General features: G+C 63.5%; 23 protein-coding genes and 1 pseudogene. 17 read left to right on the forward strand and 7 right to left on the reverse strand.

Features of this window, described 5'->3' with window-relative positions; all coding sequences use genetic code 11:
• From G572_RS26680 to flaF, 3 genes and pseudogenes are all read left to right on the forward strand, one after another.
• A pseudogene (locus G572_RS26680) lies at positions 1 to 108 on the forward strand (flagellin); the annotation flags it as partial.
• A 323-nt stretch (positions 109 to 431) separates the two neighbouring features.
• The gene (gene flbT, locus G572_RS23760; RefSeq protein WP_037546832.1) at positions 432 to 926 is read left to right on the forward strand and encodes a flagellar biosynthesis repressor FlbT; all 495 of its coding nucleotides are present in this window, start codon (positions 432 to 434) and stop codon (positions 924 to 926) included.
• Entirely contained in the window at positions 808 to 1,176 is a 369-nt protein-coding gene (gene flaF / locus G572_RS25955; protein WP_029058866.1) for a flagellar biosynthesis regulator FlaF, read from the forward strand. Before flbT ends, flaF begins: the two co-directional genes overlap by 119 nt.
• A 498-nt stretch (positions 1,177 to 1,674) precedes the next feature.
• Here the strand turns inward: flaF and G572_RS0113075 are convergent, their stop codons facing one another.
• The 3 genes from G572_RS0113075 to G572_RS0113085 form a co-directional block, all read right to left on the reverse strand.
• Positions 1,675 to 3,213 carry a hypothetical protein gene (locus tag G572_RS0113075; RefSeq protein WP_051242328.1) on the reverse strand — a complete coding sequence of 513 codons (1,539 nt, stop codon included), beginning with the start codon at positions 3,211 to 3,213 and terminating at the stop codon, positions 1,675 to 1,677.
• Positions 3,214 to 3,222: 9 nt separating this feature from the next.
• Entirely contained in the window at positions 3,223 to 5,106 is a 1,884-nt protein-coding gene (gene flgK / locus G572_RS0113080; protein WP_029058868.1) for a flagellar hook-associated protein FlgK, read from the reverse strand.
• 77 nt (positions 5,107 to 5,183) lie between these two features.
• Complete coding sequence (locus tag G572_RS0113085) at positions 5,184 to 6,599, reverse strand: flagellar hook protein FlgE (protein ID WP_029058869.1); 1,416 nt, start codon at positions 6,597 to 6,599, stop codon at positions 5,184 to 5,186.
• A 294-nt stretch (positions 6,600 to 6,893) separates the two neighbouring features.
• Here G572_RS0113085 and G572_RS0113090 point away from each other — a divergent pair, with 294 nt between their 5' ends.
• Positions 6,894 to 7,739, forward strand: a complete 846-nt coding sequence (locus G572_RS0113090) for an AAA family ATPase (RefSeq protein WP_029058870.1) — start codon at positions 6,894 to 6,896, stop codon at positions 7,737 to 7,739.
• 119 nt (positions 7,740 to 7,858) lie between these two features.
• A complete protein-coding gene (locus G572_RS0113095; RefSeq protein ID WP_051242333.1) occupies positions 7,859 to 8,278 on the forward strand; it encodes a hypothetical protein in 420 nt (139 codons plus the stop codon).
• Positions 8,279 to 8,297: 19 nt separating this feature from the next.
• Here G572_RS0113095 and G572_RS0113100 read toward each other — a convergent pair whose 3' ends face one another.
• Positions 8,298 to 8,963 (reverse strand): hypothetical protein, encoded by a 666-nt coding sequence (locus tag G572_RS0113100; RefSeq protein ID WP_029058872.1) that lies wholly within the window; start codon positions 8,961 to 8,963, stop codon positions 8,298 to 8,300.
• Positions 8,964 to 9,051: 88 nt separating this feature from the next.
• Here G572_RS0113100 and G572_RS25515 point away from each other — a divergent pair, with 88 nt between their 5' ends.
• The 8 genes from G572_RS25515 to G572_RS0113145 all read left to right on the forward strand — a co-directional run bounded on the left by G572_RS25515 (position 9,052) and on the right by G572_RS0113145 (position 19,079).
• Positions 9,052 to 9,630, forward strand: coding sequence for a DUF2975 domain-containing protein (locus tag G572_RS25515; protein WP_051242335.1), 579 nt, complete (start codon positions 9,052 to 9,054; stop codon positions 9,628 to 9,630).
• Between the two features lie 11 nt (positions 9,631 to 9,641).
• Entirely contained in the window at positions 9,642 to 9,860 is a 219-nt protein-coding gene (locus G572_RS0113110; protein ID WP_029058873.1) for a helix-turn-helix domain-containing protein, read from the forward strand.
• A 192-nt stretch (positions 9,861 to 10,052) separates the two neighbouring features.
• On the forward strand, positions 10,053 to 10,646 hold the full coding sequence (locus G572_RS23770) for a SixA phosphatase family protein (protein WP_084650122.1): 594 nt from the start codon (positions 10,053 to 10,055) through the stop codon (positions 10,644 to 10,646).
• A 102-nt stretch (positions 10,647 to 10,748) separates the two neighbouring features.
• The gene (locus G572_RS0113120) at positions 10,749 to 12,218 is read left to right on the forward strand and encodes a YcjX family GTP-binding protein (protein ID WP_029058874.1); all 1,470 of its coding nucleotides are present in this window, start codon (positions 10,749 to 10,751) and stop codon (positions 12,216 to 12,218) included.
• A complete protein-coding gene (locus G572_RS23775; RefSeq protein ID WP_051242338.1) occupies positions 12,215 to 13,267 on the forward strand; it encodes a YcjF family protein in 1,053 nt (350 codons plus the stop codon). The genes G572_RS0113120 and G572_RS23775 overlap by 4 nt, the downstream gene beginning before the upstream one ends.
• A 212-nt stretch (positions 13,268 to 13,479) precedes the next feature.
• The gene (locus G572_RS0113130) at positions 13,480 to 15,123 is read left to right on the forward strand and encodes an EAL domain-containing protein (protein ID WP_029058875.1); all 1,644 of its coding nucleotides are present in this window, start codon (positions 13,480 to 13,482) and stop codon (positions 15,121 to 15,123) included.
• Between the two features lie 50 nt (positions 15,124 to 15,173).
• Complete coding sequence (locus G572_RS0113135) at positions 15,174 to 16,349, forward strand: vWA domain-containing protein (protein ID WP_029058876.1); 1,176 nt, start codon at positions 15,174 to 15,176, stop codon at positions 16,347 to 16,349.
• Between the two features lie 699 nt (positions 16,350 to 17,048).
• Positions 17,049 to 19,079, forward strand: a complete 2,031-nt coding sequence (locus tag G572_RS0113145) for a methyl-accepting chemotaxis protein (RefSeq protein WP_169391316.1) — start codon at positions 17,049 to 17,051, stop codon at positions 19,077 to 19,079.
• A gap of 64 nt (positions 19,080 to 19,143) precedes the next feature.
• On the opposite strand, the gene G572_RS0113150 is transcribed toward G572_RS0113145, so the two are convergent.
• Entirely contained in the window at positions 19,144 to 20,592 is a 1,449-nt protein-coding gene (locus tag G572_RS0113150) for an aminotransferase class V-fold PLP-dependent enzyme (protein ID WP_029058879.1), read from the reverse strand.
• Positions 20,593 to 20,717: 125 nt separating this feature from the next.
• Between G572_RS0113150 and G572_RS0113155 the strand changes: the two genes are divergently transcribed.
• Positions 20,718 to 21,179, forward strand: a complete 462-nt coding sequence (locus tag G572_RS0113155; RefSeq protein ID WP_029058880.1) for an Lrp/AsnC family transcriptional regulator — start codon at positions 20,718 to 20,720, stop codon at positions 21,177 to 21,179.
• A gap of 21 nt (positions 21,180 to 21,200) precedes the next feature.
• Here G572_RS0113155 and G572_RS23780 read toward each other — a convergent pair whose 3' ends face one another.
• Positions 21,201 to 21,977, reverse strand: coding sequence for an AraC family transcriptional regulator (locus G572_RS23780; protein ID WP_051242344.1), 777 nt, complete (start codon positions 21,975 to 21,977; stop codon positions 21,201 to 21,203).
• 428 nt (positions 21,978 to 22,405) lie between these two features.
• Between G572_RS23780 and G572_RS0113165 the strand changes: the two genes are divergently transcribed.
• Positions 22,406 to 22,702, forward strand: coding sequence for a hypothetical protein (locus tag G572_RS0113165; protein ID WP_029058881.1), 297 nt, complete (start codon positions 22,406 to 22,408; stop codon positions 22,700 to 22,702).
• A 287-nt stretch (positions 22,703 to 22,989) separates the two neighbouring features.
• Here the strand turns inward: G572_RS0113165 and G572_RS0113175 are convergent, their stop codons facing one another.
• Positions 22,990 to 24,756: a radical SAM protein gene (locus tag G572_RS0113175; RefSeq protein WP_029058882.1), complete on the reverse strand. Its 1,767-nt coding sequence runs from the start codon at positions 24,754 to 24,756 to the stop codon at positions 22,990 to 22,992.
• Between the two features lie 240 nt (positions 24,757 to 24,996).
• On the opposite strand from G572_RS0113175, the gene G572_RS26265 reads away from it, so the two are divergent.
• Both G572_RS26265 and G572_RS0113185 read left to right on the forward strand, forming a co-directional pair.
• Positions 24,997 to 26,028: a hypothetical protein gene (locus tag G572_RS26265; protein WP_156884602.1), complete on the forward strand. Its 1,032-nt coding sequence runs from the start codon at positions 24,997 to 24,999 to the stop codon at positions 26,026 to 26,028.
• The gene (locus tag G572_RS0113185) at positions 26,025 to 26,447 is read left to right on the forward strand and encodes a hypothetical protein (RefSeq protein WP_029058883.1); all 423 of its coding nucleotides are present in this window, start codon (positions 26,025 to 26,027) and stop codon (positions 26,445 to 26,447) included. The genes G572_RS26265 and G572_RS0113185 overlap by 4 nt, the downstream gene beginning before the upstream one ends.
• Positions 26,448 to 26,607 lie beyond the last annotated feature (160 nt).

Consider the following 26,607-nt stretch of genomic DNA (forward strand, 5'->3'; position numbering starts at 1 on the left):
AACGAGGAAGGCGCGAACCTTCTCGCCCTGCAGACACGCCAGCAGCTGTCCACGACGGCCCTGTCGCTGTCCTCGCAGGCCGACCAGGCGGTCCTCAGCCTCTTCTAGGATCAAGCCCCTGAGCAAGGGGCGGGAACGTGACACAGACACACGGGGCGACGGACATTTCCGTCGCCCTTTTCCGTTGAGGTGCGGCGACAGGCCCCGCTCACCGTCTTGAAACGGCTCCCCGAACCGCGACCGGAAGGAGGCCCGGAAGCGCCTTGCGCTCGCGAGACGGGCACGAAGTGATTTAGGGATTCATTCACTTTAATACATTGAAATACAAACAAATGCGGCAATTATTACCCGGCAATTTTTTCCGATTCGATATTTTTCTTCTGAAGCACTTATTTGTTGCTTGAATCAACCCGTTGTGCGATTCTCTGAACATGGCACTCAAGATCGAACTGCGCCCCCGCGAAAGATTTATCGTCGGCTCCACGGTCATCACCAACGGAGATCACCGGACGCATATCTTTATCGAGGGCAATGAGCCGATCCTGCGTGAAAAGGACATCTATACAGCCCAAACGGCGAACACGCCGGCGAAACGGATCTATCTGACCGTTCAGCTCATGTATCTGAATCAGGACATCGAGCGACACAAGAAGATCTATTTCGAACTGATCCAGGATTTGATCCAGGCCGCGCCGAGCACGATGGAGCTGATCCATGCGGTCAACAATGAGATCTTAACCGGGTCGCTCTACGCTGCACTGAGACGGGCTCGAAAACTGGTCGAGTATGAACGGGAACTGATCGAACATGTACAATCAGGCCACAGCAGCATATCAGCAGACGGCGCAAACGGCAGTGAGCCCGAGGGAGCTGGAAGCGACGCTCCTGATGAAGGCGGCCGCGCGCCTGCAAGCGGTCAAGGATGACTGGGACACCGGCGGCCCCGTCACGCTGGACGACGCCCTGACCTACAATCGCCGTCTGTGGACGATCCTGGCAACCTCGGTGACGAGCAACGACAATCCGCTTCCCATCGAGGTCAAACAGAACCTCGGATCGCTGGGCGCCTTCATTTTGAAGCACACGCTTGATGTGATGGCAGACCCGAGCCCCGAACGGCTCACGACGCTGATCCAGATCAACCGCAACATCGCCATGGGCCTGCGCGGCAGCTGAACGCACCGCAACCGGACAGGCACCCGTGCCCGTCCGGCGTTCCATGCAGTCTCCTGTCGAATGCGCCGGCCCCTGGCCGGCGTTTTTGCGTCTGACAGGGGTTGCCGCGCCACCGCGCCTCCCTCTCCCGTGTGACTTGCCTTCCAGGCACAAAAAAGGGGAACCGGCAGGCTCGTGCCGGTTCCCCTTTTTGCTTGCGCCTTCTGCGCGATCCGGGAACGCCTTCTGCGCCCCTGTCCGGTCATCACCCGTGCCTTCTGCACGTTTTCAGGCGCCTTCTGCGCCGGGCCCCGGTTCGTTCCTTGCGCCTTCTGCGCTCTCAAGGGCACCTTCTGTGCCCCTCTTCCGGTCTGCTCATGCGCCTTCTGCGCGCTCCGGAGCGCGTTCTGCGCTTCGTTCCGGGTCGTGTTGTCGCGCCTTCTGCGCGTTCAAGGACGCCTTCTGCGTCCGCTTTCTCCCACGCCGCCGTCGGACGACGTGCCCCGGGAAGCCCGGGCCTCAGAGATAGTTCGACAGCGAGAGGTTCAGCGTGATGCTCGTCGCCTGATAGCTCATCTCAAGAGCCGTCCTCAGCGACAGGAGCTTCATTGCAACCTCTTCCTTGTTGACCCCTTCGATCTCGTCGATGACCGATTTGACCGAGCCTTCCGCCACGCGGTGCCGCATTTCCGCGTCCTGGACCGTGCGGTGTGCGGCGGCAAACTCCATGTGATTGCGGCGAATGCCGGAGGCTTCCGACCCCGGCGGCGTTAGCCCGTCATAGGAGCGCTGCGCCATTGCCTCGTAGAATTTCTGATTGTCCGGCTGGGCGGCGGAGAAGTCGGCGACCGCAAAGCCGGCGAGCGCCTGCACGACTTCGCGGTACCCCGCCTCATTGGCCCGCGCGCCGTAGTTCACCTTGAGGTTCTCGTCGATGGTTGCGCGGCTGTCTTTGCGCGGATCGCCCGGGTCGTTGTCGCCCGTGTACCAGGCCACGGTGTCTGCCGTGCCGTCGCGCAGGCTCGTGGCGGTGGTGAAATCCGCCGGAGGTCCGGCGCTCGGCACCACACGGGCAAGCGGCTGATAGCCCGGGGGAACCGGCGACTTCGGCGCCGTGTCGAAAAAGGCATCCGTCGCGCGGACGGTGGAGGCCGCCTTGAGTTCCGTGTTCGCCTCGCGCTGAAGGGCGCTGTCGAGGGCCCCCTGGAAGAACTGCGCCGTATCGGCTGGCGTCGCACCGCGCTGGAAGGTGAATTCTGGATCGTTCGCGCCGCCGAAGACACCGATCTCGACCTCGCTCTTGGAACCGTCGGGAAGCGAGAAGAACACGCGAATGCTCTCGCCCGGCTGCGGCTGGCCGGTGAAATCGATGTCGAGCGACGCCGGCGGCCCGGCCGTTTGCGTCACCGACACATTGCTCGCGGCCGTGGCAACGCTGTCGATCTTGAAGCCGAAGGGATGCGCCCCGTCCTCCGCCACCGTGACCTGGGTTCCAACCCGCGCGGTCGTCAGCCGGCCGTTGTTGAGCGCACCGAGATCTGCCTGGTTGTACTCGCCCACCACGGTCTTGAGACCGGCATAATTGCCGTCGCCCTTCATCACGTAATCGAGGCTTTGAACCGGAAGCGTGTCGGCGGTCTTGCCCGAGAACACGTAGCGCCCGCCGACGTCGGTGTTCAGATGCGACATGAACTCGCGCAGCGCGATTTCCGTCGAGGTCTGCGTGGAGGTGCGCCCGTCGCTGAAGAGCTCGAAGTTGTTTTGGTCGGTCGCGGCCTTGGCCTCGATGCGGATCTCCTCCATCCGCTCGCTGGTCTGATCCAGCGTCGACAGCCGCAGGTCGGCGAACTGGTTCGTCTGCTTGTAGACGCCGATCTCGGAAAGCTGCTGCTTCATCGAAAGATCGAGCACCCGCTCCGAACCGAGACCGCCATAGGTCTCCGACTTCAAGCCGGAGCCGAACTGGCGCTGAAGCTCGTTCATCTGGTTGCGCAGGTTGGTCAGGTAGTTGACCTGGCTGGGCGTCGAAAACCCGCCGCCGTAGGGATTGATCGCCATGGCTCGTCACTAGCTCCGCATCAGGATGTCGTAGAGTTCGCGCACCACCTGCATCACCCGCGCGTTGGCTGCATAGGCGTTCTGGAGCTGCACCAGCTGGGCAAGCTCCTGATCGACGCTGACCTTGGATGAATCGTCGAGCCGCGACTTCAGGTTCGCCGTCACCACCTGCTGGCCGGTGACCGTCGCCTGCGCCTGCGCGGAACGCCCGCTTTGATGCGAGACCGACGCGGTCACGAAGTCGTTGATCGACCCCTCGAACAGCGAACCGGATCCGCCGATGCGGGTTTTCGGGGAGAAGGTGGTTTTGGTCAGCGTCAGCTTGTCGAGCACCGCCTGCGGGCGCGTCGCATCGCCGGTCGCAATACCGGGCGCATATTCCACCAGAAGGGACGGGTTATCGAGGAAGTTCGACCCGATGCTGATCCGCGAGGCAAATCCGGTGACGTTCGGTCGCCCGTCGGCCATCCCCGTGAAGGTCTTGTCGCCATCGTCCACGAAGAGCGCAAAGGCATCGCCATGGGCCGACGGGCCGGAGACCGTCTCGTTTGCCTGTGCCGATTCAATTCGCAGGCTGGCAGGGGCCGTGCTTTCCAGCCTGAGCGTGGAGCCGGCCGGATTGCTCGCCGAGAACACGCCCGCGCCGACGCGCGGGTCGCCATCGAGTGCGCTCTGGATCCCGGCCGCGATCGTCGCATAGTTGCCGCTGGAGAAATCCACGGCGAGGAAAATCGCATCCGGATCGTTTGTCGCCGTCAGCGCCGGCGGCTCCGGCCCGTCGGACCGATAGATCGTCACGGATTTCGACAGCCCGGTGCCGAGATCCTTGTAGTCGAAGGACACGCTGTCGCCGGGCTGGAGATTGGCGAGATCGAGCTCGTAGCCGGTCTGCGTGCCCACGGCAGGATAGGCCGTTCCCGGTTCCACATGGGTGGAAAAGGCCCTTGCCAGAGATCCCGCCAGTTCGTCCAGCTGGGTCTGGGCGTCGGTCAGCGCCTCGTCGCGCATGTTGACCAGGCCGACAAGCGAACCGCTGCGCAGGGTGCGCGTCGACAACAGGTCGATCTGGCTGCCTTCGGAGTTTTCAAGCGTCAGCGTGCCGACGCGGCGCTTGGCCGGGTCGATGTTGTAGAGCGCATCGGCGTTGATGTTGCCGCGCCCGTCGAACTTGAGCTTCATGACGTCGACGTCGTAAAGCATCGTGCCGCCGGAGGTGTGCACGCGCACCCCGCCCTGCTCGGTCGGCTTGACCTCGATGTCGATGTAGCCGGACAGTTCCTCCAGCAGCATGTCGCGCTGATCCATCAGCCCGACCGGCTTGTCGCCGTCCTGGCTCGCCGCGATCACCTGCCGGTCAAGCGACTTGATGTCCGCAAGCAGGTCGTTGACCCGGTCGACCTGCTCGCCGATCTGGTACTCGACCTCCTGCCGCATGCCCTGGATGTTTTCCGACATCGCATTGATCTTGCCGACCAGCGCCTCGGCACTGCGCATCACCTCGAGCCGATTGCTGTAATTCTCCGGGCCGGAGACCAGGTTGGACATCGACGAAATGAAGGAATTGACCGTATTGGGCAGCGAGCCCGCGTCCTGGATGGTTCCGAACAGCGAGTCGAGACGCGCTGTGTACTGCTGGGCGACGCTCGCGTAATTCTGTTCCGCAAGCGATGTGCGGTATTGCCCCTGGACTGCGGTGTCGAGGTAGCGGCGCATGCTGTCCGCGTCGACACCGGTGACGATGCCGTTGCCGTCATAGGAGACGGACGCGGAGACGGACTTTCGCGTGTAGCCGGCCGTGTCGGCATTGGCGATGTTGGTCGCCGTCACATCGAGCTGGCGCTGGTTGAACCCCAGTCCGATCAATGCGGTATTGAGAGCGCTGCTCAGTCCCATCGTTTCACCCGGCCTTCGCGCCTGCGGTCATGAATGCCCGGCCGGACGATGCCGGCCGGGCGGTCTCGCCGATCCGGTTACCGGATCATGTTGATGGCTTCCTGGAGCATCTGGTCGCCCGAGGAGACGATCCGCGTGTTGGCGGAATAGGCCTGCTGGGTGACGATCAGCTTGGAGAATTCATCCGCGATGTCGGTGTTCGACGATTCCAGCCGCTTTCCGACGATCCGCCCCTGCGCGCCCGCAATCGGCTCGCCCGATTCCGGCGTGACCTCGAAGGCGCCGCCGTCGACGCGCTCAAGCCATGCTTCACCGGAGAAGGACACGAGCGAAATCTCGTGCAGCTCGCGGGTCCGGCCGTTGGAGTAGGAGGCGACGAGACGGCCGGCTTCCGAAATCGAGATCCCCGAGAGATCGCCTGCCGGATAACCGTTCTGCGTCAGCTTGGAGATCTTGGCACTGCCGTTGGAATCGGAGAACTGCGTCAGCGCGCCGGTGCCGAAATCGAGCGTCATGTCGCCGACGACCTCGCCGTCGACGGCTAGGCCGGTGACCGTCATCGCGTCATTGGCGGGAACCAGCATCTGTCCGCCGTTGCCGGCGCTGGAATCGAACTGCGCGTCCGACACCTTGGTCCACTTCGGATTGGCGCCCGTGGCCCCGGAATCCGACAGGTAGTAGAGCGACCAGGTGTCCGGCTGCGAGCCGTCATCCTCGAAGGTCTTGGCCCAGCGCATCTGCACGTTTACCGGCGTGCCGCTCGAGTTGTAGACGGTGATCGCCTCGCCGGCGATGGAGCTGTTGAGGAAAGCGACCTCGTCGTCGGCATTGATGGCGTCGACGCCGACGGTCTGACCCACGGCCGCGGCATCGGGAGCGGCACCGGTCGATGCCTTGGTCAGCGTCGCGTCGAGCAGCTCGTCGCCACCGGCGAGCTGGTTGCTCGTCTGCGGCGTTGTCGGCAGATTGCCCTCATAGGCGATGCGATCCGTTGTCACGGCCGGAATGACCGAATTGTCGATTGTGATGATCTGGGGAACCGAGCCGGAGACGTTCTTGGTGACCGGATCGATCGGCTGGCCCATCAGGTAGTAGCCGGCGCCATTGACCAGACGGCCTTCCTTGTCGACCTCGAAATCGCCGCGACGGGTGTAAAGATCGTTTCCGGAGAAGATCGTCCGACCGTCGACCTCGCCGGCCTTGCCCTGCACGACGAAATAGCCGCCCCCGTTGATCCCCATGTAGGTGTCGACCTGGCTCTGCTGCAGATCGCCCTGCAGGCCGTTGGTCGCGCGCGAGTTGGCGGACACGGTGCCGGCGATCTGGCCGGGCTGCGCACCCTTGCCACCGCCAACGAGATCGGAAAACGACGTGTCGAGCCGCTTGTAGCCAACGGTCGCCGCGTTGGCGATGTTGCCGGAAATGTTCTCCAGCGCGAAAGCCTGCGCGGAAAGGCCGGAAACGGCCGCGTTCAATGCACCAAAAACACCCATGTGATCCTCCAGGACGGACAGGACGGACTTTCCGGCGCCGCTGGGCACGCCGGTCTCGGTCCTGGGGTTGGCAAACCCTGTGCCAGTTCAGGGAATTTCGTTAACCATATGGAATATCGAAGATTTCAGAATCGGACTTTGGACTGCGAACCCGGCAGGGCGCGACCGACCGGCAGCTTTGTCCGCGCACTCCCGGCAACAAATGCCGGCCTGCAAGGGCAAGGGCGACATCTTGCGCCGGCCCCGACCGCCCCATAGTGTGCACTGCAAGATCAGTTATGAGCGGAGATTTTCATGCGTTTTGAGGGCACGTCCGGCTATGTCGCAACGGAGGACCTGCGGATTGCGGTCAACGCGGCCGTGACACTGGAACGGCCGTTGCTGGTCAAGGGCGAGCCGGGAACCGGCAAGACCATTCTCGCGCAGGAAATCGCCGGCGCCCTGAATGCCCCGCTGATCGAGTGGCACATCAAATCGACCACCAAGGCGCAGCAGGGCCTTTACGAATACGACGCGGTGTCGCGGCTGCGCGACAGCCAGCTCGGCGACGACCGGGTCCACGACATCGCCAATTACATTCGCAAGGGCAAGCTTTGGGAAGCCTTTGCGGCCGACGCGCGGCCGGTGCTGCTGATCGACGAGATCGACAAGGCCGACATCGAATTTCCCAACGACCTGCTGCAGGAACTCGACCGCATGGAGTTCCATGTCTACGAGACCGGCGAGATGATCCGCGCCCGCCAGCGCCCCGTGGTGATCATCACCTCCAACAACGAGAAGGAACTGCCGGACGCCTTCCTGCGCCGCTGCTTCTTCCACTACATCACCTTCCCCGATGCCGACACGATGACGGACATCGTCGAGGTGCATTTTCCGGGCCTGAAGACGGAATTGCTGCGCGAAGCACTGAAAATCTTCTACGATGTCCGCGACACGCCGGGCCTGAAGAAGAAACCCTCCACATCGGAGTTGCTGGATTGGATCAAGCTGCTGCTCAACGAGGACATGGATCCGGCCGACCTGCGCGAGCGCGACACCAAGAAGCTGATCCCGCCGCTGCATGGCGCCCTGCTGAAGAACGAACAGGATGTGCATCTGTTCGAGCGCCTCGCCTTTCTCAATCGTCGCGACGGCCGCTGACCCTGCTCGCCACCGCCGTCCTTGCGCTTGCCGGCCTCCTTTCGCTGGGCGGGCTTTCCGGCGAAGCCCGCGCGCAGGACGGCGCAACGGAATCCGGATGGCGCACGGTCATCACGGGCATGCGCCATTTCACCGGCCTGACCTGCCCCGACCGGGTCGCCTCGCTCAACCGCATCCAGGTGCTCGGCAGCGGCGTCGACCGGATCGCGGGATGCGTCTATCAGGGCGACGACGGCACCAATGCGATCCTGCGCAGCCATCCCGCGGGAACCAGCGCCGACATCACGCGCACCTTTGCCAAACGCTATTCCGAAGCGGGCTTTTCGCGGCTTGAAACGACCGGAGCCTCGGCCGCCGGCGTCTCCTTTCGCACCGGACACCGGGGCGACGGCACGCGCTGCGAGACCCTGTGGCGGTTCGCCGCGACAAACGCCGATTACACCTTGTGGATGGTCTATACGCTGCCTTCCCAGGCCGAGAGCATCGGTCCGATGGTGACCGCCTTTGCCTCGGTCATGGCCAAGGGGAACCGCCGCTGAGGCCTGTGGAGGCCGCACCTCAGCCGTCGTCTTCGGCGGCCGTGTCACAGCTGGCAATCGCGTTTTCGACCGGCGCGCCGGCCTCGATCATCGCCGCCCGCAGGTCGAAATCGCGCAGCAGCGGCACAAATCCCTCGAACTCGCTTGCGGCGAGATATGTGGAAACCGGCACGGGTCCGTCCCGGGCCGACCCGACACGGCATCCCTTCACGGAGACAGAAAGCGAGCCTCTTGCCTGCGAGGCGTCGTGTGTACGGCGCGCGCCAAGGCGGCGCTGCACGGACCGCAAGCGGTGCACATCCGCCCGGGGGACGGAGAAAACGGTGAGCGTCGTGCCGCTTTGCCGCTCCACTGCGAGCTGCCCGGTCTTGCGCACGTCCGTGACCCGTTCGAAAACGATTTCGTCGCGTTGAACCACGTCCCCCTCCGGCGTGCCGCGCTCCTCGATCACCATCGCCGCACCGCCTTGCGGAATGCGGATCCAGTGGGGATGTCCCACGGCGATCATCAACTGCACGGGATCGGTGGTTTTCAGATCGAATGCGCGAAGCTGCACCATGCTTGCGACGGGCACATGCCCGCAGGTGGCGAGCAGCGGTCCGAGCACGACAAGAAGGCCGATCAACCGCAGCCGATGCAACCGGGCGGAACGGGAAAATCGGGCGGCATGACTGTACTCCGGCATTGTCGCGCATTCACGAAAATCAAAGTTGACGACTATTTCTTATCGTATAATGATAAAAAAACAAATTATCTCATGAAGGAAATGAGCCATGACGAACACCTCGCCCGGTCCGGATATCGCCACCACGCGCATGGCACGCATTGGCCGGGTCAGCCGCGTGATGGCAGGGGTTACGCTCGTGCCCATCGTCGCGATCATGGCGTTGCCGGCGATGGTCGTCGCCCTCGCAACCCTCAACCCGTCGACGCTCGATGCCCAGCTGCTCGAAACGGTGGCCTCCTCGCAGCGCGCGGTCCTGACGCCCTGGACCCGCGCCGGCGCCCTCATCCTTGCCGCCATCCCCCTGCTTGTCGCGCTCGCCGGTTTTCTGACTGTTCGGCAGCTGTTCCTCGGGTTCGCGCGGGGAGAGGTCCTGACCCCCGAAAGCGGGCGCCGACTGAAGCGGATCGGCGTTATCGTCACCGCGCTCGGCCCCCTCACGATCTTGATCCGCACCATCGCCAGCGTTGTCGTCTCCCTGCCGAACCCGCCCGGCGAACGGGTGCTGGCTGTCGGCTTCGGCAGCAACGACGTCACCGCGATCATCGCCGGCATGCTCTTGATCGTGCTGGGCTGGACACTGGAGGAAGCGGCAAGGGTTGCGGACGAGAACCGCCAGTTCGTGTAAGGAAGCGCATCATGGCGATCATCATCAATCTCGATGTCATGCTGGCACGGCGGAAAATGCGCTCCCGCGAGCTGGCCGAACGCATCGGCATCACCGAGCAGAATGTCTCCCTTCTGAAATCCGGCAAGGTGAAGGGCGTGCGCTTCGATACACTCGAGCGGATCTGTCAGGCGCTGGAGTGCCAGCCGGGCGACATCATCGAATACCGCCGGGACCCGGAGGACGGATGAGAAGAGGCCAGTAACCGGCAAGAGCCATGACCCGGCACTCGCCTTTCCATCGTTTCATGCCCTGTCGTCGCTGCCTTGATCTTCCAGGCGCGCACCCTGCGGGTTCTTCAACCCGCTCGCGCCCACTTGTGGCGCGGTCCATCCGCTTTGTATGTTCAATCTGAACCGGGTGGACACGAAGAGGGGCACGCCATGTTGCGACTGCTGCTGTTGAGGCACGCGAAATCCGACTGGAACGACGCAACGGTGCTGGACCACGACCGGACCCTGAACACGCGCGGGCGCAACGCCGCGCCCGCTGTCGGCGAACACATGGCCCGCCACGGCCTGATCCCCGACAAGGTGCTGTGCTCCACGGCCCAGCGCGCAAGGGAAACGCTTGCACTCGTCATGCCCCACCTTGCCGGGGAGACCGACATCCGCATCACACGCGGCATCTACGACGATTCCGAAATGGACTACGTGGACATGGTGCGCGCCCTTGGCGGCACTTCACGAACGCTGATGCTGATCGGGCACAATCCCGCGATGCGCGACACCGCGCTCGAGCTCGTGGGAAGCGGCAATCCCTCGTTGGTCGAAGCCATTGAAGGCAAATACCCCACCGCCGCGCTGGCCGTGATCGATTTCGCCGCGAACCGGTGGTCGGAGGTGGAGCGCGAAACCGGGCGGATCGTCGCCTATTGCCTGCCCCGCCATCTTCCGGTCGCGTCGACGTCGCTGTCCGCATTGCCGGAGGCCGCAAACGACGGGGGCAATGCGCCGCCCACGGACGAGGGGGCGTGACAGCCGCGCCGACAACACCCTGCGATGTTCGATCGCCTTTCGCGATGCCTCTCCCTTGCATGACCACACGCCTCCCACCACATGGCGGCGCGGAGACATACATTGACCCGCAAGACGTTTCTTTCCCGCCTGAGCGACGAAGTCCGATACTCCGTCGACAATATCGCCGAGACCGTGAGCGACCTGGGCACTCCCACCGTGCGCCTTGGCGTCACCGGCCTGTCGCGTGCCGGCAAGACGGTGTTCATCACCGCGTTGATCCACAATCTGGTGAACGGCGGCCGCCTGCCGATGCTGGATGCTGCCGCCGAAGGGCGCATTGCGCGCGCCGCGCTCGAACCGCAGCCGGACGATGCCGTGCCGCGTTTCGACGTCGAGGCCCATGTCGATACGCTCCTGAAACAGCGCGACTGGCCGCAATCCACCCGCCAGGTCTCGGAACTCAGGCTGACGATCACGTTTGAATCCGCGCACTTCCTGTCGCGGACGCTTGGGCGCGGCAAGCTTCATCTCGACATCGTCGATTATCCGGGCGAGTGGCTTCTCGACCTGCCGCTTCTGGACAAGGACTTCCAGACGTTCTCGCGCGAAGCGCTGGAACGGGCGCGCCAGGATGCCCGCACGCCAATCGCCCGCCCGTTTCTCGACGCCCTCGCCGGCATCGACCCCGAGGCGGAAGCCGACGAGACGGCCGCCCGCGAGCTCGCGCGCCACTACACCGCCTATCTGGCCGACTGCCGCGCGGAGGGGCGCGCGCTCTCCATGCTGCCGCCGGGGCGCTTTTTGATGCCGGGCGACATGGACGGTTCGCCGGCCCTGACCTTCGCGCCGCTCGACCTTGCGCCGGACGCCGGAACCGCGCCACCGGGATCCCTGCGCGCGATGATGGAGCGGCGCTACGAATCCTACAAGAAACACGTCGTGCGGCCGTTCTTCCGCGATCATTTCGCCCGCCTCGACCGGCAGATCGTGCTCGTCGATGCGCTCGGTGCGCTGAATGCCGGACCGGCCGCGCTCGCCGATCTGGAAACCGCCCTGTCGGAGATCCTGGCCGCCTTCCGGCCGGGACGGGTGTCGCGGCTGTTCTCCATCCTGACGCGGCGCATCGACAAGATCCTGTTCGCCGCGACCAAGGCGGACCACCTTCACCGCGCGGATCATGACCGGCTGGAAGCGATCCTGAGCCGCCTGGTCAAACGGGCGCTGGAGCGCGCCCACTACAGCGGTGCCGAGGTCGACGTTCTGGCACTCGCCGCGATCCGGGCCACACGGGAAGCGCGTGTCACCCACGACGGCGAAGCCATGCCGGCGATCCTCGGCACGCCGCTGCCCGGTGAACGCGTCAACGGCGAGACCTACGACGGCAAAACGGAAATCGCGCTCTTCCCGGGCGACCTGCCGGACGATCCGGAAGCCGTTTTCACGACAGGGGCGGAGCCGCAGCCGCCGGTGCGCTTCGTGCGGTTCCGACCGCCCGAGCTGCAAACGACGGCGGAAGGGTTGAAGCTCTCGCTGCCGCACATCCGCCTCGACCGGGCTCTGCATTTCCTCTTTGGAGACCATCTGTCATGAGCGAAAAGCAACCGCCCCGGGACGAGAACGGACCGCGCGAACGCAAGCGTCGCCGGCCGGCCGCCTTCCGGATCGACGATACACGTCTGTCCATGGAGACGGAGGAGGTCGGATCCGACGCGGGCGCCGAGGCCGAAGCCGTGCCCCCACCGCTCGAGACACGGCGCGGACCGCGCTGGGGGCGATGGCTCGCCGTGGGCCTGGGCGGGCTGGCCTCGCTGGCGATCGGCCTTTCGGTCGATGCGCTCATCCGCGATCTCTTCGCCCGCACCGACTGGCTCGGCTGGACCGCGGTCGCCCTTGCCGCCCTGGCCGCTGCCGCGGCCCTGGGTCTCGCCTTGCGCGAGGTCTTCGGCCTCCTGCGGCTTCGCAAGATCGACAGGTTGCGCGAGGGGCTGACGCTGGCCGCCGAACAGGATGACGAGGTTGCCGCGCGGGCCGGCCTCGCCGATCTGATGGCACTCTATTCCGGCCGCCCGGAGACGGCGGCAGGCCGCGCCGCCCTGACCGCGCATCTGCGCGAAGTGATCGACGGCCGCGATCTGGTGCGCCTTGCCGAACGCGAATTGATGAAGCAGATCGACGCCCGCGCCGTGCGCATCGTCCAGGAGAGCGTCAAGCGCGTCTCCGTCGTGACCGCCGTTTCGCCGCGCGCGGCGCTCGACCTCGCCGTCGTTCTGATGGAAAACCTGCGGGTGATGCGCCGCCTCGCGGACCTTTATGGCGGGCGGCCCGGGCTGTTCGGCTTCCTGCGTCTGGCCCGTCACGTGGTGACGCATCTCGCCATGACCGGCGGCATGGCGGCGGGCGACAGCCTGGTGTCGCAACTGCTCGGCCACGGCCTGGCCGCCCGCCTCTCCGCGCGTCTCGGCGAAGGCGTGATCAACGGCCTCCTGACCGCGCGCGTCGGCATCGCCGCCATCGCGGTATGCCGTCCCCTCCCCTTTGTCGGCCATGGCGGACCTGCGGTCTCCGACGTGATGGGCGAGATGTTCCGCAGCGACCCGGAAACCCGGGCGTTGCTGGAGAAAACGTCCGGACGAAGCTGAAAACGGGCCGTAACCGGACCTTGGCGAGCAGAGCGCCGTGACGGCTCGGCGCAAAAGACCAGGCCGGGTGGGTCGCGCGTTCCGTGGAAAACGTCGACAATAAACATCGGAATTTAATGGTTATTTTTTACATGTATCTAAAATATACAGTTCTTGCAATTCTGACTTTTAACCGCCAGTCTGGTTGAAGCAGAATTAAACCGGGTAACGACTTGGCCTTTGTATCCAGAGATCGTGCGATCAGCATCTGTCTGGGACTCCTGATCGGCCTGATCTGCCTCTTTACGATCAAGGTGTTGCACGGGCACGAAGTGCGCGGCGAGATCGGCGCGTCCCTGCAAGGGATGATGGCGCGGACCGCGCTCGTCACCAGGCAGGCGAATATTGCCCTTGACGGTCTTGGCGACGATGTGGACCTGGCGTGCACGCCCGCATATCTGAACGAACTCCGCACCACGCTTTTCATCAACAATGCGGTCCATGACATCCTGATCCTGGATGCGGCCGGAGGAAGCTCCGCCATCTGCTCGGGAATGTTCGGGGTGTTTGACCGTCCGCTCGCGATTTCGGAGCCGACTTTCCAGTCGCAACGCCGCCCCGGGCGCTTCATCTGGCTCGATTTCAAGGCCGATGGCTTGCCGGAGAGCTCCGCCAACCTCTTTATCGCCGCCGGTCGGATCGGCGTCCTGATCGACCAGCGAGTGCTGTCGGGAAGCAAGGTCGCGTTCGACTGGGAGGCCTTCACCCGTCCGCCGGACGAGGACTACGGCATCCACCTCTACGGGACGCCGGGGCTCTTCAACGAACGGATCGCGGCCGACATGAGCGCCGGCCCGCTCTCCACCGGCATCTCCGCGGTGCTTTGCAACGAACGCGAACAGCTGGGCTTCTGCCTTGCCGGGCACTACAGCGGCACGGCGATCCTCGAGCGCCACACGGTGCTGATCGTCTCCAGCATCGCCTTCTGTCTGCTGATCGTCGCCGTCGCGCAACGACGCATTTTCAACCGGCTGCGGTATCAAAAAAGCATTCCCGGCCGGATCGCCCGGGCAATCCACGATCCCCATGGCGGCGGGTTCCACTGTCACTACCAGCCGATCGTCGACCTGGAGAGCGGCAGGATCGAAGGTGTCGAGGCTCTTGCGCGGTTCGAGGACGAAATCGGCCCGCTGCCACCCGACGTCTTCATTCCCGAGATCGACCGAGTGCATGACACATGGGCCTTCACCGAACGGATCATCGAAATTGTCACCGACGATCTCGCGACGGTCGGGCCTGCGGCGCAGGCGTGGACCGTTTCGATCAATTTCTTCCAGAACGACCTGCGAGAGGACAATCTGCCCAATATCACCGCTTCGCGCGCGGTCGCCCGTGCGCACCGCGACGGACTGGCCGTAAACTGTGAGGTCGTGGAAGCCGGATCGATGTTGCGCATGGACAAGGAAGCCGCATTGAGCCACCTGCGCGCGCTCGGCTTCACCGTGTCCATCGACGACTTCGGCGCGGGGTTTTCCAATCTCGCGGAGGTTCGCCGCATGGCGCCGGACTACCTCAAGATCGACAAGCAGTTCGTTCAGGGCATCGACGTCAGCGAGACCTCGCTGCGCGCCTCTCTCGTTCCCAACATCATCGACATCGCCCGCCAGATGCAGGCGCATGTGATCGCCGAGGGCATCGAGACCCAGGACCAGCTTGCCGCGCTGAAGGCACTTGGCGTTCGGCTTGGACAGGGCTACCTGCTGGCGCGCCCGCTTGCGATCGAGGCCCTGGCGCAACTGTCGACGCAAACCGTCTGGCTGGCCGCGGCCGCAAGTGACGCCGCCGCCGCCATGGCCGCCGGCAGCAAAAACACCTGACGCCTTTCGAGGCTCTCGACAGCGTGCGGCAACGCTCCTAACGTGCGACGATGTTCATCACGTTCCTGACCAATCTGCGCTCCGGCGGGGTCCCGGTATCCCTTCGCGAGTACCTCACCTTGATGGAAGCGCTGAAAGCCGACCTGGCCGACCGCCAGGTCGAGGATTTCTATTATCTCGCCCGCGCCTGCCTGGTGAAGAACGAGGCCAATCTCGACAAGTTCGACCGGATTTTCGGCCAGACCTTCAAGGGTCTGGATCTGGGCGCGGCAATCGAGGCGGAGGAGCTGCCCGAGGAATGGCTGCGCAAACTCGCCGAAAAACATCTCAGCGATGAGGAAAAGGCCCAGATCGAGGCGCTTGGCGGCTTCGAGAAGCTGATGGAAACGTTGAAAGAGCGGCTGAAGGAGCAAAAGGACCGCCACCAGGGCGGCAACAAATGGATCGGCACGGCCGGCACTTCGCCCTTCGGCGCCTATGGCTACAACCCCGAAGGCGTGCGGATCGGCCAGGACGAAAGCCGGCATCGCCGCGCGGTGAAGGTCTGGGACAAGCGCACGTTCAAGGATCTTGACGACACCGTCGAACTCGGCACCCGCAACATCAAGGTCGCGCTCAAGCGCTTGCGCCGCTTCGCCCGTCAGGGGGCTGCGGAGGAACTCGATCTCGATGACACGATCCGCGCCACCGCCCACAAGGGCCTGCTCGACATCAAGATGCGCCCGGAACGCCGCAACGCCGTGAAAGTGCTTTTGTTCTTCGACATCGGCGGATCGATGGACGATCACATTCGCGTCTGCGAGGAGCTGTTTTCAGCCGCGCGCACCGAATTCAAGGTGATGGAGTATTTCTACTTCCACAATTGTCCCTATGAATTCGTCTGGAAGAACAACGCGCGCCGCCATTCCGAACGCCTTCCGACCTATGACGTGCTCCACAAATACGGGCCTGACTACAAGCTGATCTTCGTCGGCGACGCCTCGATGAGCCCCTACGAGATCGCCTATGCCGGCGGATCCGTGGAACACTGGAACGAGGAACCGGGAGCAGCCTGGATCCAGCGGTTGACGGCGCACTACCAGAAAAACGTGTGGCTCAATCCGGTCTCGGAGCGCCATTGGGCCTATACGCACTCCATCCAGATGATCCAGAAGCTGATGGAGGGCCGCCACCATCCGCTCACCCTTGAGGGACTGGACGCGGCGATGAAGGACCTGGTCCGCTAGACGCTTGCCCTCAGGGCCAACGCCTTCGCCCCATCAAGCCGCCCCCTTCCAATACGGAAAGCTCCGGCGCACGAAGGGGGCTATTTTGACGCCCCTCTTGTGCCCGGTCAGGAACGCGATCACCCGCGATTGTCCCCTGCCAGTCTCCGGCACCGCTGCGCTCTCCGGCGGCGTGCAGACCGCCTGATTGTGGCGAGTGTTTTCGGGCACCATATCCCCCGTCGCATCCGTCTCCTGCCCTTGCGCGAGCGAGTTGGCACTCGCCAGCAGCGCCCCTTTGTGGCATGCGCAATCGAACAGCGGCTTGGAAATCACGAGGCACAAAAGGCGGCACCGCCTGCCCGGCGAGTTGCGCGCAGTCCCAACGAAACCGGCACAGCCACAAGGACAGCCAAAACGATCCAGCAACGATCACGGCAAAAACGCAATCAAGGGTAGTACAGATTCTTCTTTACCTCAAACTAAGTTCCCGAAAAATCGGAATGTCGCGTGTTGACTTTAGCAAGAATTAATCATTCTCCGCCATCCATGAAGTACTGAACCAATAAAAACGGAGCGCTTGTGATGTTCGCGCGACTTCCCAGACTGTCAATCGCTGTCAAAATACCGCTTCTAGTGGTTGCTTTCTCAATTCTTGCAACTGTTATTACCGGTGCTTCTTCCTATCTGTCGTCCAGCAAATATCTCTCCGAAGCGGCGATGCGAAACATGCAAGCGGTGGTCGGATCGCGAAAATCAGAAATGGAGCTCTATCTCAAGAGCATCGAGGAAGACCTCAGGGTGGTCGCCGACAACGCGATGACCCGGGACGCCCTGGCGGCGTTCAACACCTCCTACGGCAACACGGGCGCGGCGGAAAACACCGCGCTTCGCAACGCCTATATTTTTGACAATCCGCACCCGCTCGGCGAAAAGCACAAGCTGGATGCGGCCAGCGACGGCAGCGCCTACAGCAAGACCCACGCCCAATTTCACCCCTGGTTCCGCAATCTGCTTCAGGCCCGCGGCTACTACGATGTCTTCCTCGTGGAGCCGAATGGCGACCTCGTCTATTCGGTCTTCAAGGAAAACGATTTCGGTACCAACCTGCTGACCGGCAAGTGGAAGAACACGGATATCGCGACCGTGTTCAAGCGGGTGCGCGACAGCGGCACCGCCGGATCCATCGCCTTTACGGATTTCTCGGCCTACATGCCGTCGAACGGCGCACCGGCAAGCTTCATCGCCAGCCCCGTGATAAACGAGGACGGGTCCTTCAAGGGCGCGCTCGTCTTTCAGATGCCGATCGACCGGATCAACATGATCATGGGCAATGGCGCCGGTCTCGGCCGGACGGGCGAGACTTATCTGGTCGGCTCCGACATGCTGATGCGCTCCGACAGCCGGTTTCGCAAGGAGGGCGAGGAGACAAGCATCCTCAGCCTGACGGCAGACACCACGACGGTGCGCGATGCGCTCGCCGGCAAGAGCGGCGTGGCGAACGCCATCGACTACCGCGGCGAAGAGGTTCTCTCCAGCTACACCCCGTTGAGCTTCCACGGTGTGAACTGGGCACTCCTCGCCGACATCGATGCGCAGGAAGTGCAAGAACCGACGATCGAACTGCGCAACTGGATCCTGATGCTCGGGGTTGGCATTGTGGTGATCACGGGTGTGGCCGGCTTCCTGTTTGCCCGTGGGGTTTCGGGACCGATTACCCGGATGAATGCAACCATGCTCCATCTGGCCGGCGGCGATCTCACCACCGACGTGCCCTATCAGGGCCGCCGCGACGAGATCGGCGACATGGCCTCCGCCGTGCAGACCTTCAAGGACAATGCGATCGAGGTGAAGCGACTGGAAAGCCAGCAGGCCGAACTCGAGGCGCGCGCCGTCGAGGAAGCCCGTGCGGCGCGCGAAAAGCTGGCCTCCGAATTCGAGGCGGCCGTCGGCGGCATCGTCAACAGCGTCTCGTCTGCGGCAACCGAAATGCTTGCCTCCGCCCAGACCCTCTCCGCCTCCGCGGAAGAGAACTCGGCCGGCTCGGCAACCGTTTCGGCGGCCGCCGAGGAAGCCTCCACGAATGTGCAGGCCGTCTCCGGTGCCGCGGAAGAGCTGTCGAGCTCGATCTCCGAGATCAACCGCCAGGTCAGCGATTCCCAGGAGATCTCCGAAGCGGCGGTCCAGAATGTCGCCGCGACCAACCAGCGGGTCTCGGCCCTGACCACTGCGGCGGAGAAGATCGGCGAGGTCATCGCCCTGATCACCGACATCGCCGAGCAGACCAACCTGCTGGCGCTGAACGCCACCATCGAGGCGGCCCGCGCCGGCGAGGCCGGCAAGGGCTTCGCGGTGGTTGCCGCCGAGGTCAAGGAACTGGCCAGCCAGACGGCAAAGGCAACCGAGGAAATCGGCAAGCAGATCAAGGGCATCCAGGGCGCGACGGAGGAAACCGTCTCCTCCATCGGCTCGATCGGCGAAACGATCGACCGGATCCGCCAGGTTTCGACGGCGATCTCGGCCTCGGTCGAGCAGCAAGGCTCCGCCACCCATGAGATCGCCCGCAACATCGAACAGGTGTCGAGCGGCATGCACGAGGTGACGACCACCATCACCAGCGTCAGCTCCACGGCAGCGGAAACCGGTGCCGCCAGCAGCCAGCTGGTGAGCGCGGCCAACGAGCTGTCCCAGCAGTCGGAAGTGCTGCGCGGCGAAGTCGACAAGTTCCTGGCCGGCGTCCGCGCGGCCTGACGCGAAACGACACGGAATGCCGAAAGGGGGCCGCGGCGACGCGGCCCCCTTTTTGTCTCCAGCCCTACCCGGCGGCCGAGAACCGCGCGGTCGTGCGGTCGCAGGCATAAAGCGGCACGAGAGACGGTGCGCGCCGCGCAAGATCGGCAACGCTGTCCAGCACGAAACCGACCGTTGTATCGTCCATCAGATACGACAGGTTGAGCCGGCACCAGCCCGGCTTTTCGATCTCCTCGCCCGTCAGGATCGCGTCTCTCAACAGGGAGGATGCGGCCGCATCGATTTTCAGCAACCGGTGCCCGTAAGGCCCCGCGCAAGCGCAACCGCCCCGCGCCTGAATGCCGTAATGGTCGCTCAGCATTCGCGTCACAAGCTGCTGGTGGATGAAACCGCCCGCACCGTCGCTGAGCCGGAATGAGAAGATCGGCAGCCGCCTCCGCTTGTCGCCGGCCAGAATGTCGATCCCGGGAACCTCGGACCAGGCCGCGAAGGCGCGCGCGCAAAGCGCGTTGTCGAGCGCGGTGATCGTTTCCTGACCGATCGCCTCCTTCACCAGGAAGACGAGCGCGGCACGAATGTCGCCGATCACATCCGGCGTGCCCGCCTCTTCGCGCGCGGATAGCGAGGCCGCATAGTCGTGCCCCCAGGGCGACACGAAGGACACGGTCCCGCCGCCCGGCGCTGTCGGGATCTTGCGCTGCACCGCATCGTCGCGCACCGCCAGCACGCCGGACGCCGCCGGTCCGCCGGCGAACTTGTGCGGCGACAGGAAGACGGCATCGAGCGCAACGTCGGGCGCCGGCCGCATGTCGATGGAAAGATAGGGCGCGCCGCCGGCATAGTCCCACACGGCAAGTGCTCCGTGCCGCTTCAGGATCCGCGTGACCGCGACAACATCCGTGACAAGTCCGGTGACATTCGACGCGGCGGAAAACGCGCCGACGATCAACGGCCGGTCGGCATTCCGCTTGAGGATCGCCTCCAGTTCGTCGAGGTCCGGGCCGCCGGACGCCGCCTCTTCGACCGCGATCACATCGGCTGCGGATTCGCGCCAGGGCAGGATGTTGGAATGATGCTCGTAGGGGCCCGTCAACACCACAGGACGCTGCCCCTCTTCCGCTTTCGGGGCCCGGCCATCGAGGCCGAACAACGAAACGAGTTTGGTAACGCCCGCCGTGGCACCGCTGCCGGCAAAGATCACCGAGGTCTCCGGCCCCGCGTTGAGAAGCCGCGCGATCTCGGATCGCGCCTCGGCCCGCAGCCGCGTCATCGCGGTTCCGCAAAACGAGGCTTCCGTGTGGCTGTTGGCGTAGACGGGCAACACGCTTTCCGCGACGAACCGCTCGATGCGGCGAAGCGCTCGCCCCGAGGCGGTATAGTCGGCATAGACCAGCCGCCGCGTTCCGAAGGGCCCCTCGAAGCTCATGCCCTCGCCGATCACATCGCCGCGCAGCCTGGCGAGCACGTCGCCATGCGCGCGAAGATCCGTCGCGAAATCCCCCAGGTGCCTCATTTTGCCTCCCGAATGCGGTTTTGAGTTGCAGAAGGCGTTAGAATTGTCCTTATTTTGCTGAAATTTGCACCAAACTAAACGAGACTTGTCCCAGATTTGATGATTTTGATCGAGACGGGAATAAAATGATCGACCAGTTCAATGCCGCGATCCTGCGACTTATCCAGCGTGACGGCAGCCTCACCCAGCGCCAGCTCGCCGAGCGGGTTCACCTGTCGGCGAACGCTTGCTGGAACCGGATCCAGTCGTTGAAGAAGGCCGGCGTCATTCTCGGCCAGAGCACGCGGCTCGACCGGGAAAAACTCGGCCTCGACCTGGTCGTTTTCATGATGGTGCGCACCCGCCACCATTCGCTCGACTGGCTGACGCGGTTCCGCACCCATGTCTCGACGATCCCGGAGGTGATCGACTTCTACCGGATCGGCGGCGACTACGATTACATGCTGAAGATCGTGACCCGCGACATGGCCGGCTACGACGCAGTCTACCAGCGGCTGATCGCGGGGGTGGAACTCGACACGGTGACCTCCTATTTCGCCATGGAGGCGATCGAGGAACAGCGTCCGCTGCCGATCCGCGAAACCTGACGCCCCTGCCCGCAAACCCTTTCAGGCTTTCCGGAAATAGCGTCCCGGCGTCACCCCGAAGGTCTTCTTGAAGGTCGCGACGAAGGCGCTCGGCCCCTCGTAGCCCAACCGATCGGATATCTCGCCGACGGCCATGCCCTGGGAGAGCCACTCAACCGCCTTCATCAACTTCGCCTGTCGCCGCCAGGCGCGAAAGGTCAGGCCGGTCTCGCCGGAAAAATGCCGTTCGAAGGAGCGCAGCGAAAGACTGGCCCGCGCGGCAAGTGCTGCCGCTGTCAGCTCCGTCGCCGGGTCCGCGATCAACGGTGCCAGCGCTGTGCGCAACCGCGCATCCGCCGGCATCGGCAAATGCAGTGGCGCGACATGCGAGGCCGCGATCTGGTCGACGAGCACGGCCGTCAGCCGCCCCGTGGCGTCGTCCGGCGCATAGTCCGGCGCGGAGCCCATGAAGGCAATGATAAGCTCGCGCAACAGCGGGGTGACCTGAACGACGAAGGGCGCCTCGGGCATCGCGGGCAGCCCTTCCGCCCGCATGTAGAGAAAGCGCACATCGGTGTCGGTGTGATAGGTGGAATTGTGGGTGATCCGGGGCGGAATGAAGATCGCCCGCTCCGGCGGAACGACGAAGGTCCCCGCCTGGGTGACCACCGTCACCGAACCGCGCAGGATGTGAAACAGCTGCGCGCGCCCATGGGCATGCGGCACGGTAACGGACCCGGCCCTTTCCTTGCCCACGTAGGAAATGATCGGATCGGGATGGTCCTCAGGAAACCCATCGAGGCGCGCCGGGTGAATCATGGCAGGTCCGAAACTGGAACGTCGCTCCTTTTCTTATCATACGCCCTCGCTGCGAGGCGTCCAGCCGCTGCCATCGTCGCGTCAGGGAAAGTCGGAGGACGCCCGGGCCAAAATAAAATCGGTGACGGCTTACTTAATTCCGGATCCTCCTGTATATTGATCTTGTTTTGGTGAATTATCGCGCTCTTCCTGACAAGAAAAATCGCAAATTTCATCGATGACGATTTTCGGGCCTTCAAGTAAATCCCTGACGCTTGACGGCCCGGCTTCCACGCGCCGTTTCCTTTTTCCTTGCCCCCCACACGCAAGCGCGAACGCCCGGCGTTCGAACGCGCGACGGCAGGAACATGGACGCATTCGACGGGCGCACGCGACGGGGACCGACCCGGCGGCTTCGCAATGCCGCCACGCCAGAACTGGAAAGACACATGACAATCACAGCCTATCGCCGGCGCAACATCGGCCCGCCCGCAGTGGATGCCGAGACGCATCTCTTCGCGCTTGGCGACAGCGTTCGGCTGAAGGGCCGGATCGGCGGTGCGCCCGCCACCAACAACTACCGCATCACCGGCACGCTCCCGCCGGTCGGCGGTTCGCCCCAATACCGGATCCGCAACGAGGAAGAACGCCACGAGCGGGTCGCCACCCAGGACAGCCTCGAACCGGTCGACGCCGCCGACGGCCTCGACGCAACCCTTTCGGAAAGAACATTCGGACATGGCTAAGGGACAGCAACGCAGCAACCGCGAAGCCAGGAAGCCGAAGAAGGAAAAGTCGGCCCCGAAATCGGACACGGCCACCTTCGGCAGCAAGATGGCAAACGCCGCAGGTGCCACGGCGCCCCGCGGCAAGGCACCGGCCCGACCGGCAAAACCGGACTAGGCACTCCGCCCGAATAAACGGGATTGCCATGAAACCGGAAATGGCGAAACACCGCCGGCGGGCGATGCCTGCCGGTGGCGGATTGCCGTGACCGCTAGCCAGAGCCGCGCCGAGACCTGCGGTCGGCGCCTCAGGACCGCGCCGCAACAGCGGTGCGCGCTGCCGCAACGCTGCGTCCGCGCTTGACCGCGCCCTGACCGCCGGTGGTCTCGCGGTAAAGCGCGAGCCTCTCGTGATCGCCCTCCTCGGGCGGCGTGGTTGCAAGATCGGTGTAGGCCAAACGGTCCGGATCGGAAAAGATCCGCTTCTGCAAACGATTGGCCTGCAAGACTCCCCAGGCGAGACGCGCCAGGTTCCCGAACGACCGCGCCCAATGCCGGGGATAGAACGTAAGTGCCGGCTCAAGCGGCAGCCCTGGACGCCGGTCGTGCCGATAGCGCCGACGCAGCAGCCCGCCTTCAAGCGGATGCACGCCCTCCAGCTTGTAGGCGAGATAGAATTCCACGACTTCGTTGAGGTTGATGCCCTTGTTCTTCTGGGCGGCCGACCGCCGTCCGATGCGTTCGATATGCTCCGGCGTGTAATAGGCATGCCAGGCATCGCGGTAGATCCCGTCCCACTCGGCATCGGACATTTGGCTGTGATGGGTCACCCGCTGACAGGCGTCGTATTTGTTCGGGTCCGGATCCATCCAGACCCCGGCCTCCGCCATCTTCTTGTGATCTGCCGATCCCGGCAGCGGCGTCAGAACGAAGAATTCCAGCAGATCGATCGGCAGCTCTTCCTGAACGATCCTGATGTCGCGCAGAATGCTCTCGCGCCGGTCCGCCTCGAACCCGAGAATATAGCCGGCGATGATCGTCGCGCCATACTCGCGCCACTTCTGGATCATGGCCCGGTATTCGGTGATCTTGTTCTGTCGCTTGTTCGCTTCCAGCAGGTTGTCCGGATTGACGTTTTCCAGGCCCATGAACACCCGTTCGACACCGGCGCGGCAGGCCTTTTCGATGAAGCCGTCGATCTTGTGGCAGAGCATGTCGACCTGGATGGTCAACCGGAAATGCAGGCCTTCAACATCGCGCAAATGGATCAGCCGGTCGAACAGCGTCTCCCAGTTGCGGTTGCGCGCCAGATCGTCGTCGGTGACGAAGAACTTGTAGATCCCCTGCGCCAGATTGGCACGAATGATCGCCTCAAGGTCGTCGGGCGTGCGAAACCGGCTCTTGCGCCCCTGAACATTGATGATGGTGCAGAAGGAACACTGGTAGGGACAGCCGCGCCCGAGGTCGAAACTGGTGTAATCGGCACCGGTTCGACCGACGGTCTTGCGGTCGAGAAAGGGGATCGGCTCGCCCCCGAGCGACGGTAGCGCCGCAAGATAATCGTACTCCGGTTTCAGCGTGCCCGCGTAAGCGTCGCGCAAAACCTCGTCCATGCGACGCTCTTCCAGCTCGCCGGCAAAGAGCGAGATGCCCATCTCGCGCGCGGCGACGATTTCCGGCGGCTGCTCCTTCAGCATCGACTTGCAGCCTGACACGTGAAACCCGCCGATCGCGACCGGGACATCGGCCTTCAGAAAGGGCTGCGCCAGATCGACGGCGCGCGGGAACTGGTTGGTCTGGACCCCCACCATCATGATCAGCGCCCGCCCGCCGTCGCGGCGGATGCGGCGGATGATCCTGTCGGGCCTGATACGGGTGTTGGTCTCGTCCAGCGCCTGCGAACGGATCTCCACATCCGGCCCCAGAACCCTGCGCGCCGCGCAATCGATCAGCAGTCCGTTGATCGTCGCCAGCGTGTTCGACGGCATCATCGAGCGAAGCCACTGGATGGGATAGCCGTCCGCATCGTAATGCGACGGCTTGATCATGATGACGTGAAGAATTTCGCTCGGCACGGTAGCCCTTTCTGCCAATTTCAAGGAGAGTCGCACGCTGACGGAGCTTTAGCAAATCAATCCCGAAAGCCGACCGGCGGGTCATTCCGCAAGGACAGGATTTCCGGAAATAGTCCCGCCGAAACAATTAACCCTCGACTGTATTCGAATAATTGTCGCGTCTTCCGCAATATCGGCAAATAAATCCTCGCACCGAACATCGCGCTTACAGTTTCCATGAGAGACAACCGGGCGCGAGCGATGACCTGCAACCAATCGATTGACGAAATACGACGCGGCATTCTGCAGCTGCGCTCGCATGTGGCCTGGCTTCGGTTCATGCGGGCGTTGGACCGGGCCGCCAAGGCGAACTTCAATCCCGCACAGCCGCGCATTCCCGCCGGTCACCGTTTCGGCGGACGATGGACCGACGGCAGCGGCCCGACGGGCGGGCCCGCGAAGGTCATTCTCGTTGGCGGGAGAGGGGGTCGGAGGCGCGGCACCCGGACGACCTACACACCAAATCAATCGCTTCGGCTTCAAACAGCAAGAGATCGAACAGAAGGGATCGTCAGAACCCTTCGCAGGCAGGATCCCAACTGGAAAATGCCGCAATCGGCAACCGTTCCGAATTCCTACGACGGACTGATTTCGCACTATTCAGCGATACGGAACGCCGCCCAGGCAAGACTCCAGGAACTCGCCAGACTCCGTGCGTATGGGGCCGGAACGCCCGGACGGGGCCACAACAACCCGCCCGGCGGTCGCGGACCGGGCTTGCCTCAGCCGGCACGCCCTCCTTTGACGGGCACCATATCGACCCGCTATGGCCCCATCGCACTGGCGCCAACGCCGGGTGCCTATTATTATCGCTCGCATCCGGCACGGCCATTGGGATTTGGCTCGGAGCTGCACTACCGGGAATTCACCGACGCAGCGTACCACAGCCTGAAGATGGCCGGCCATTCCGATGCGCGGCTGGTGATGTTCGGCAGCAGCGTCACCGGCTTCAGCTATCGCTCGGGCACCAGTTTCGATACGGGCGGAAATAGCGACTACGATCTCGCCGTCGTCAGCCCGAAACTGTTCGCCGCGGCTTTGAAGGCCGGCGCGCAGCGGCGAGCGGGAGACCGTACGAAACCGATTGGGCCGGATGCGAAAACAGCGAAGTGGCTTGAACTCGACATGATGTTGCAAACGCTAGAAAGAACCACCGGTCGAAAGGTGTCCATCATGATTTACCGGGACTGGACCTTCCACCCGAACCGCGGCCCTTTCAGGATATTGCCATGACCAGAAGCTATTCAGCTTATGCCATCTATCAAACCGGCACCACGGACCAGCAGGAAATCGTCGATTTGATCGAACGCGAGACAGGTATTTATCTCGAGGAAGACAGCGACGTCGAATATGGGAACTATTGGGGCTCTCCCCCGCCCAGGGTTCACGGAATCCGCATAGATGTGATCGACAACGTCCTTTACGACGACGACAACGACAGCTACTCGCCACTCTACCCGGACTTTTCCATGGACACGGTGCTCGTCGATATCGGCGTGGAAGACATCAACCAACCGGTCTTCCGCTTCCTTCTGTCTCGTCCGGACATATTCCAACCGGCCGAGACAGTCTCCATATTTACAGACATTGAGGGAAAGAGCGTCGAAGTCTGGGAAGGCTACCCGCCGATCCCTTCGGAGTATTTGGACTGACCTGCGCCCGCTCAGATTTTCCTCCGGGCCGCACCACCGGGAGTTCATCGATGCGGCCTGCCACAGCCTGAAGATGGCCGGGCCAGTCCGATGCACGGCGGGTGAGGTTCGGCAGCAGCGTCACCGGCTTCAGCTATCGCTCGGGCACCAGTTTCGATAC

It is taken from the genome of Stappia stellulata DSM 5886 (assembly GCF_000423705.1).
Classification (GTDB): Bacteria; Pseudomonadota; Alphaproteobacteria; order Rhizobiales; family Stappiaceae; genus Stappia; species Stappia stellulata.

Excerpts from the sequence above, each read along its gene's own strand:
- flbT (WP_037546832.1), top strand. The coding sequence starts at position 432 with ATGGCACTCAAGATCGAACTGCGCCCCCGCGAAAGATTTATCGTCGGC.
- flaF (WP_029058866.1), top strand. The coding sequence starts at position 808 with ATGTACAATCAGGCCACAGCAGCATATCAGCAGACGGCGCAAACGGCA.
- G572_RS0113075 (WP_051242328.1), bottom strand. The coding sequence starts at position 3,213 with ATGGCGATCAATCCCTACGGCGGCGGGTTTTCGACGCCCAGCCAGGTC.
- flgK (WP_029058868.1), bottom strand. The coding sequence starts at position 5,106 with ATGGGACTGAGCAGCGCTCTCAATACCGCATTGATCGGACTGGGGTTC.
- G572_RS0113085 (WP_029058869.1), bottom strand. The coding sequence starts at position 6,599 with ATGGGTGTTTTTGGTGCATTGAACGCGGCCGTTTCCGGCCTTTCCGCG.
- G572_RS0113090 (WP_029058870.1), top strand. The coding sequence starts at position 6,894 with ATGCGTTTTGAGGGCACGTCCGGCTATGTCGCAACGGAGGACCTGCGG.
- G572_RS0113095 (WP_051242333.1), top strand. The coding sequence starts at position 7,859 with ATGCGCCATTTCACCGGCCTGACCTGCCCCGACCGGGTCGCCTCGCTC.
- G572_RS0113100 (WP_029058872.1), bottom strand. The coding sequence starts at position 8,963 with ATGCCGGAGTACAGTCATGCCGCCCGATTTTCCCGTTCCGCCCGGTTG.
- G572_RS25515 (WP_051242335.1), top strand. The coding sequence starts at position 9,052 with ATGACGAACACCTCGCCCGGTCCGGATATCGCCACCACGCGCATGGCA.
- G572_RS0113110 (WP_029058873.1), top strand. The coding sequence starts at position 9,642 with ATGGCGATCATCATCAATCTCGATGTCATGCTGGCACGGCGGAAAATG.
- G572_RS23770 (WP_084650122.1), top strand. The coding sequence starts at position 10,053 with ATGTTGCGACTGCTGCTGTTGAGGCACGCGAAATCCGACTGGAACGAC.
- G572_RS23775 (WP_051242338.1), top strand. The coding sequence starts at position 12,215 with ATGAGCGAAAAGCAACCGCCCCGGGACGAGAACGGACCGCGCGAACGC.
- G572_RS0113135 (WP_029058876.1), top strand. The coding sequence starts at position 15,174 with ATGTTCATCACGTTCCTGACCAATCTGCGCTCCGGCGGGGTCCCGGTA.
- G572_RS0113145 (WP_169391316.1), top strand. The coding sequence starts at position 17,049 with ATGCGAAACATGCAAGCGGTGGTCGGATCGCGAAAATCAGAAATGGAG.
- G572_RS0113150 (WP_029058879.1), bottom strand. The coding sequence starts at position 20,592 with ATGAGGCACCTGGGGGATTTCGCGACGGATCTTCGCGCGCATGGCGAC.
- G572_RS0113155 (WP_029058880.1), top strand. The coding sequence starts at position 20,718 with ATGATCGACCAGTTCAATGCCGCGATCCTGCGACTTATCCAGCGTGAC.
- G572_RS23780 (WP_051242344.1), bottom strand. The coding sequence starts at position 21,977 with ATGATTCACCCGGCGCGCCTCGATGGGTTTCCTGAGGACCATCCCGAT.
- G572_RS0113165 (WP_029058881.1), top strand. The coding sequence starts at position 22,406 with ATGACAATCACAGCCTATCGCCGGCGCAACATCGGCCCGCCCGCAGTG.
- G572_RS26265 (WP_156884602.1), top strand. The coding sequence starts at position 24,997 with ATGACCTGCAACCAATCGATTGACGAAATACGACGCGGCATTCTGCAG.
- G572_RS0113185 (WP_029058883.1), top strand. The coding sequence starts at position 26,025 with ATGACCAGAAGCTATTCAGCTTATGCCATCTATCAAACCGGCACCACG.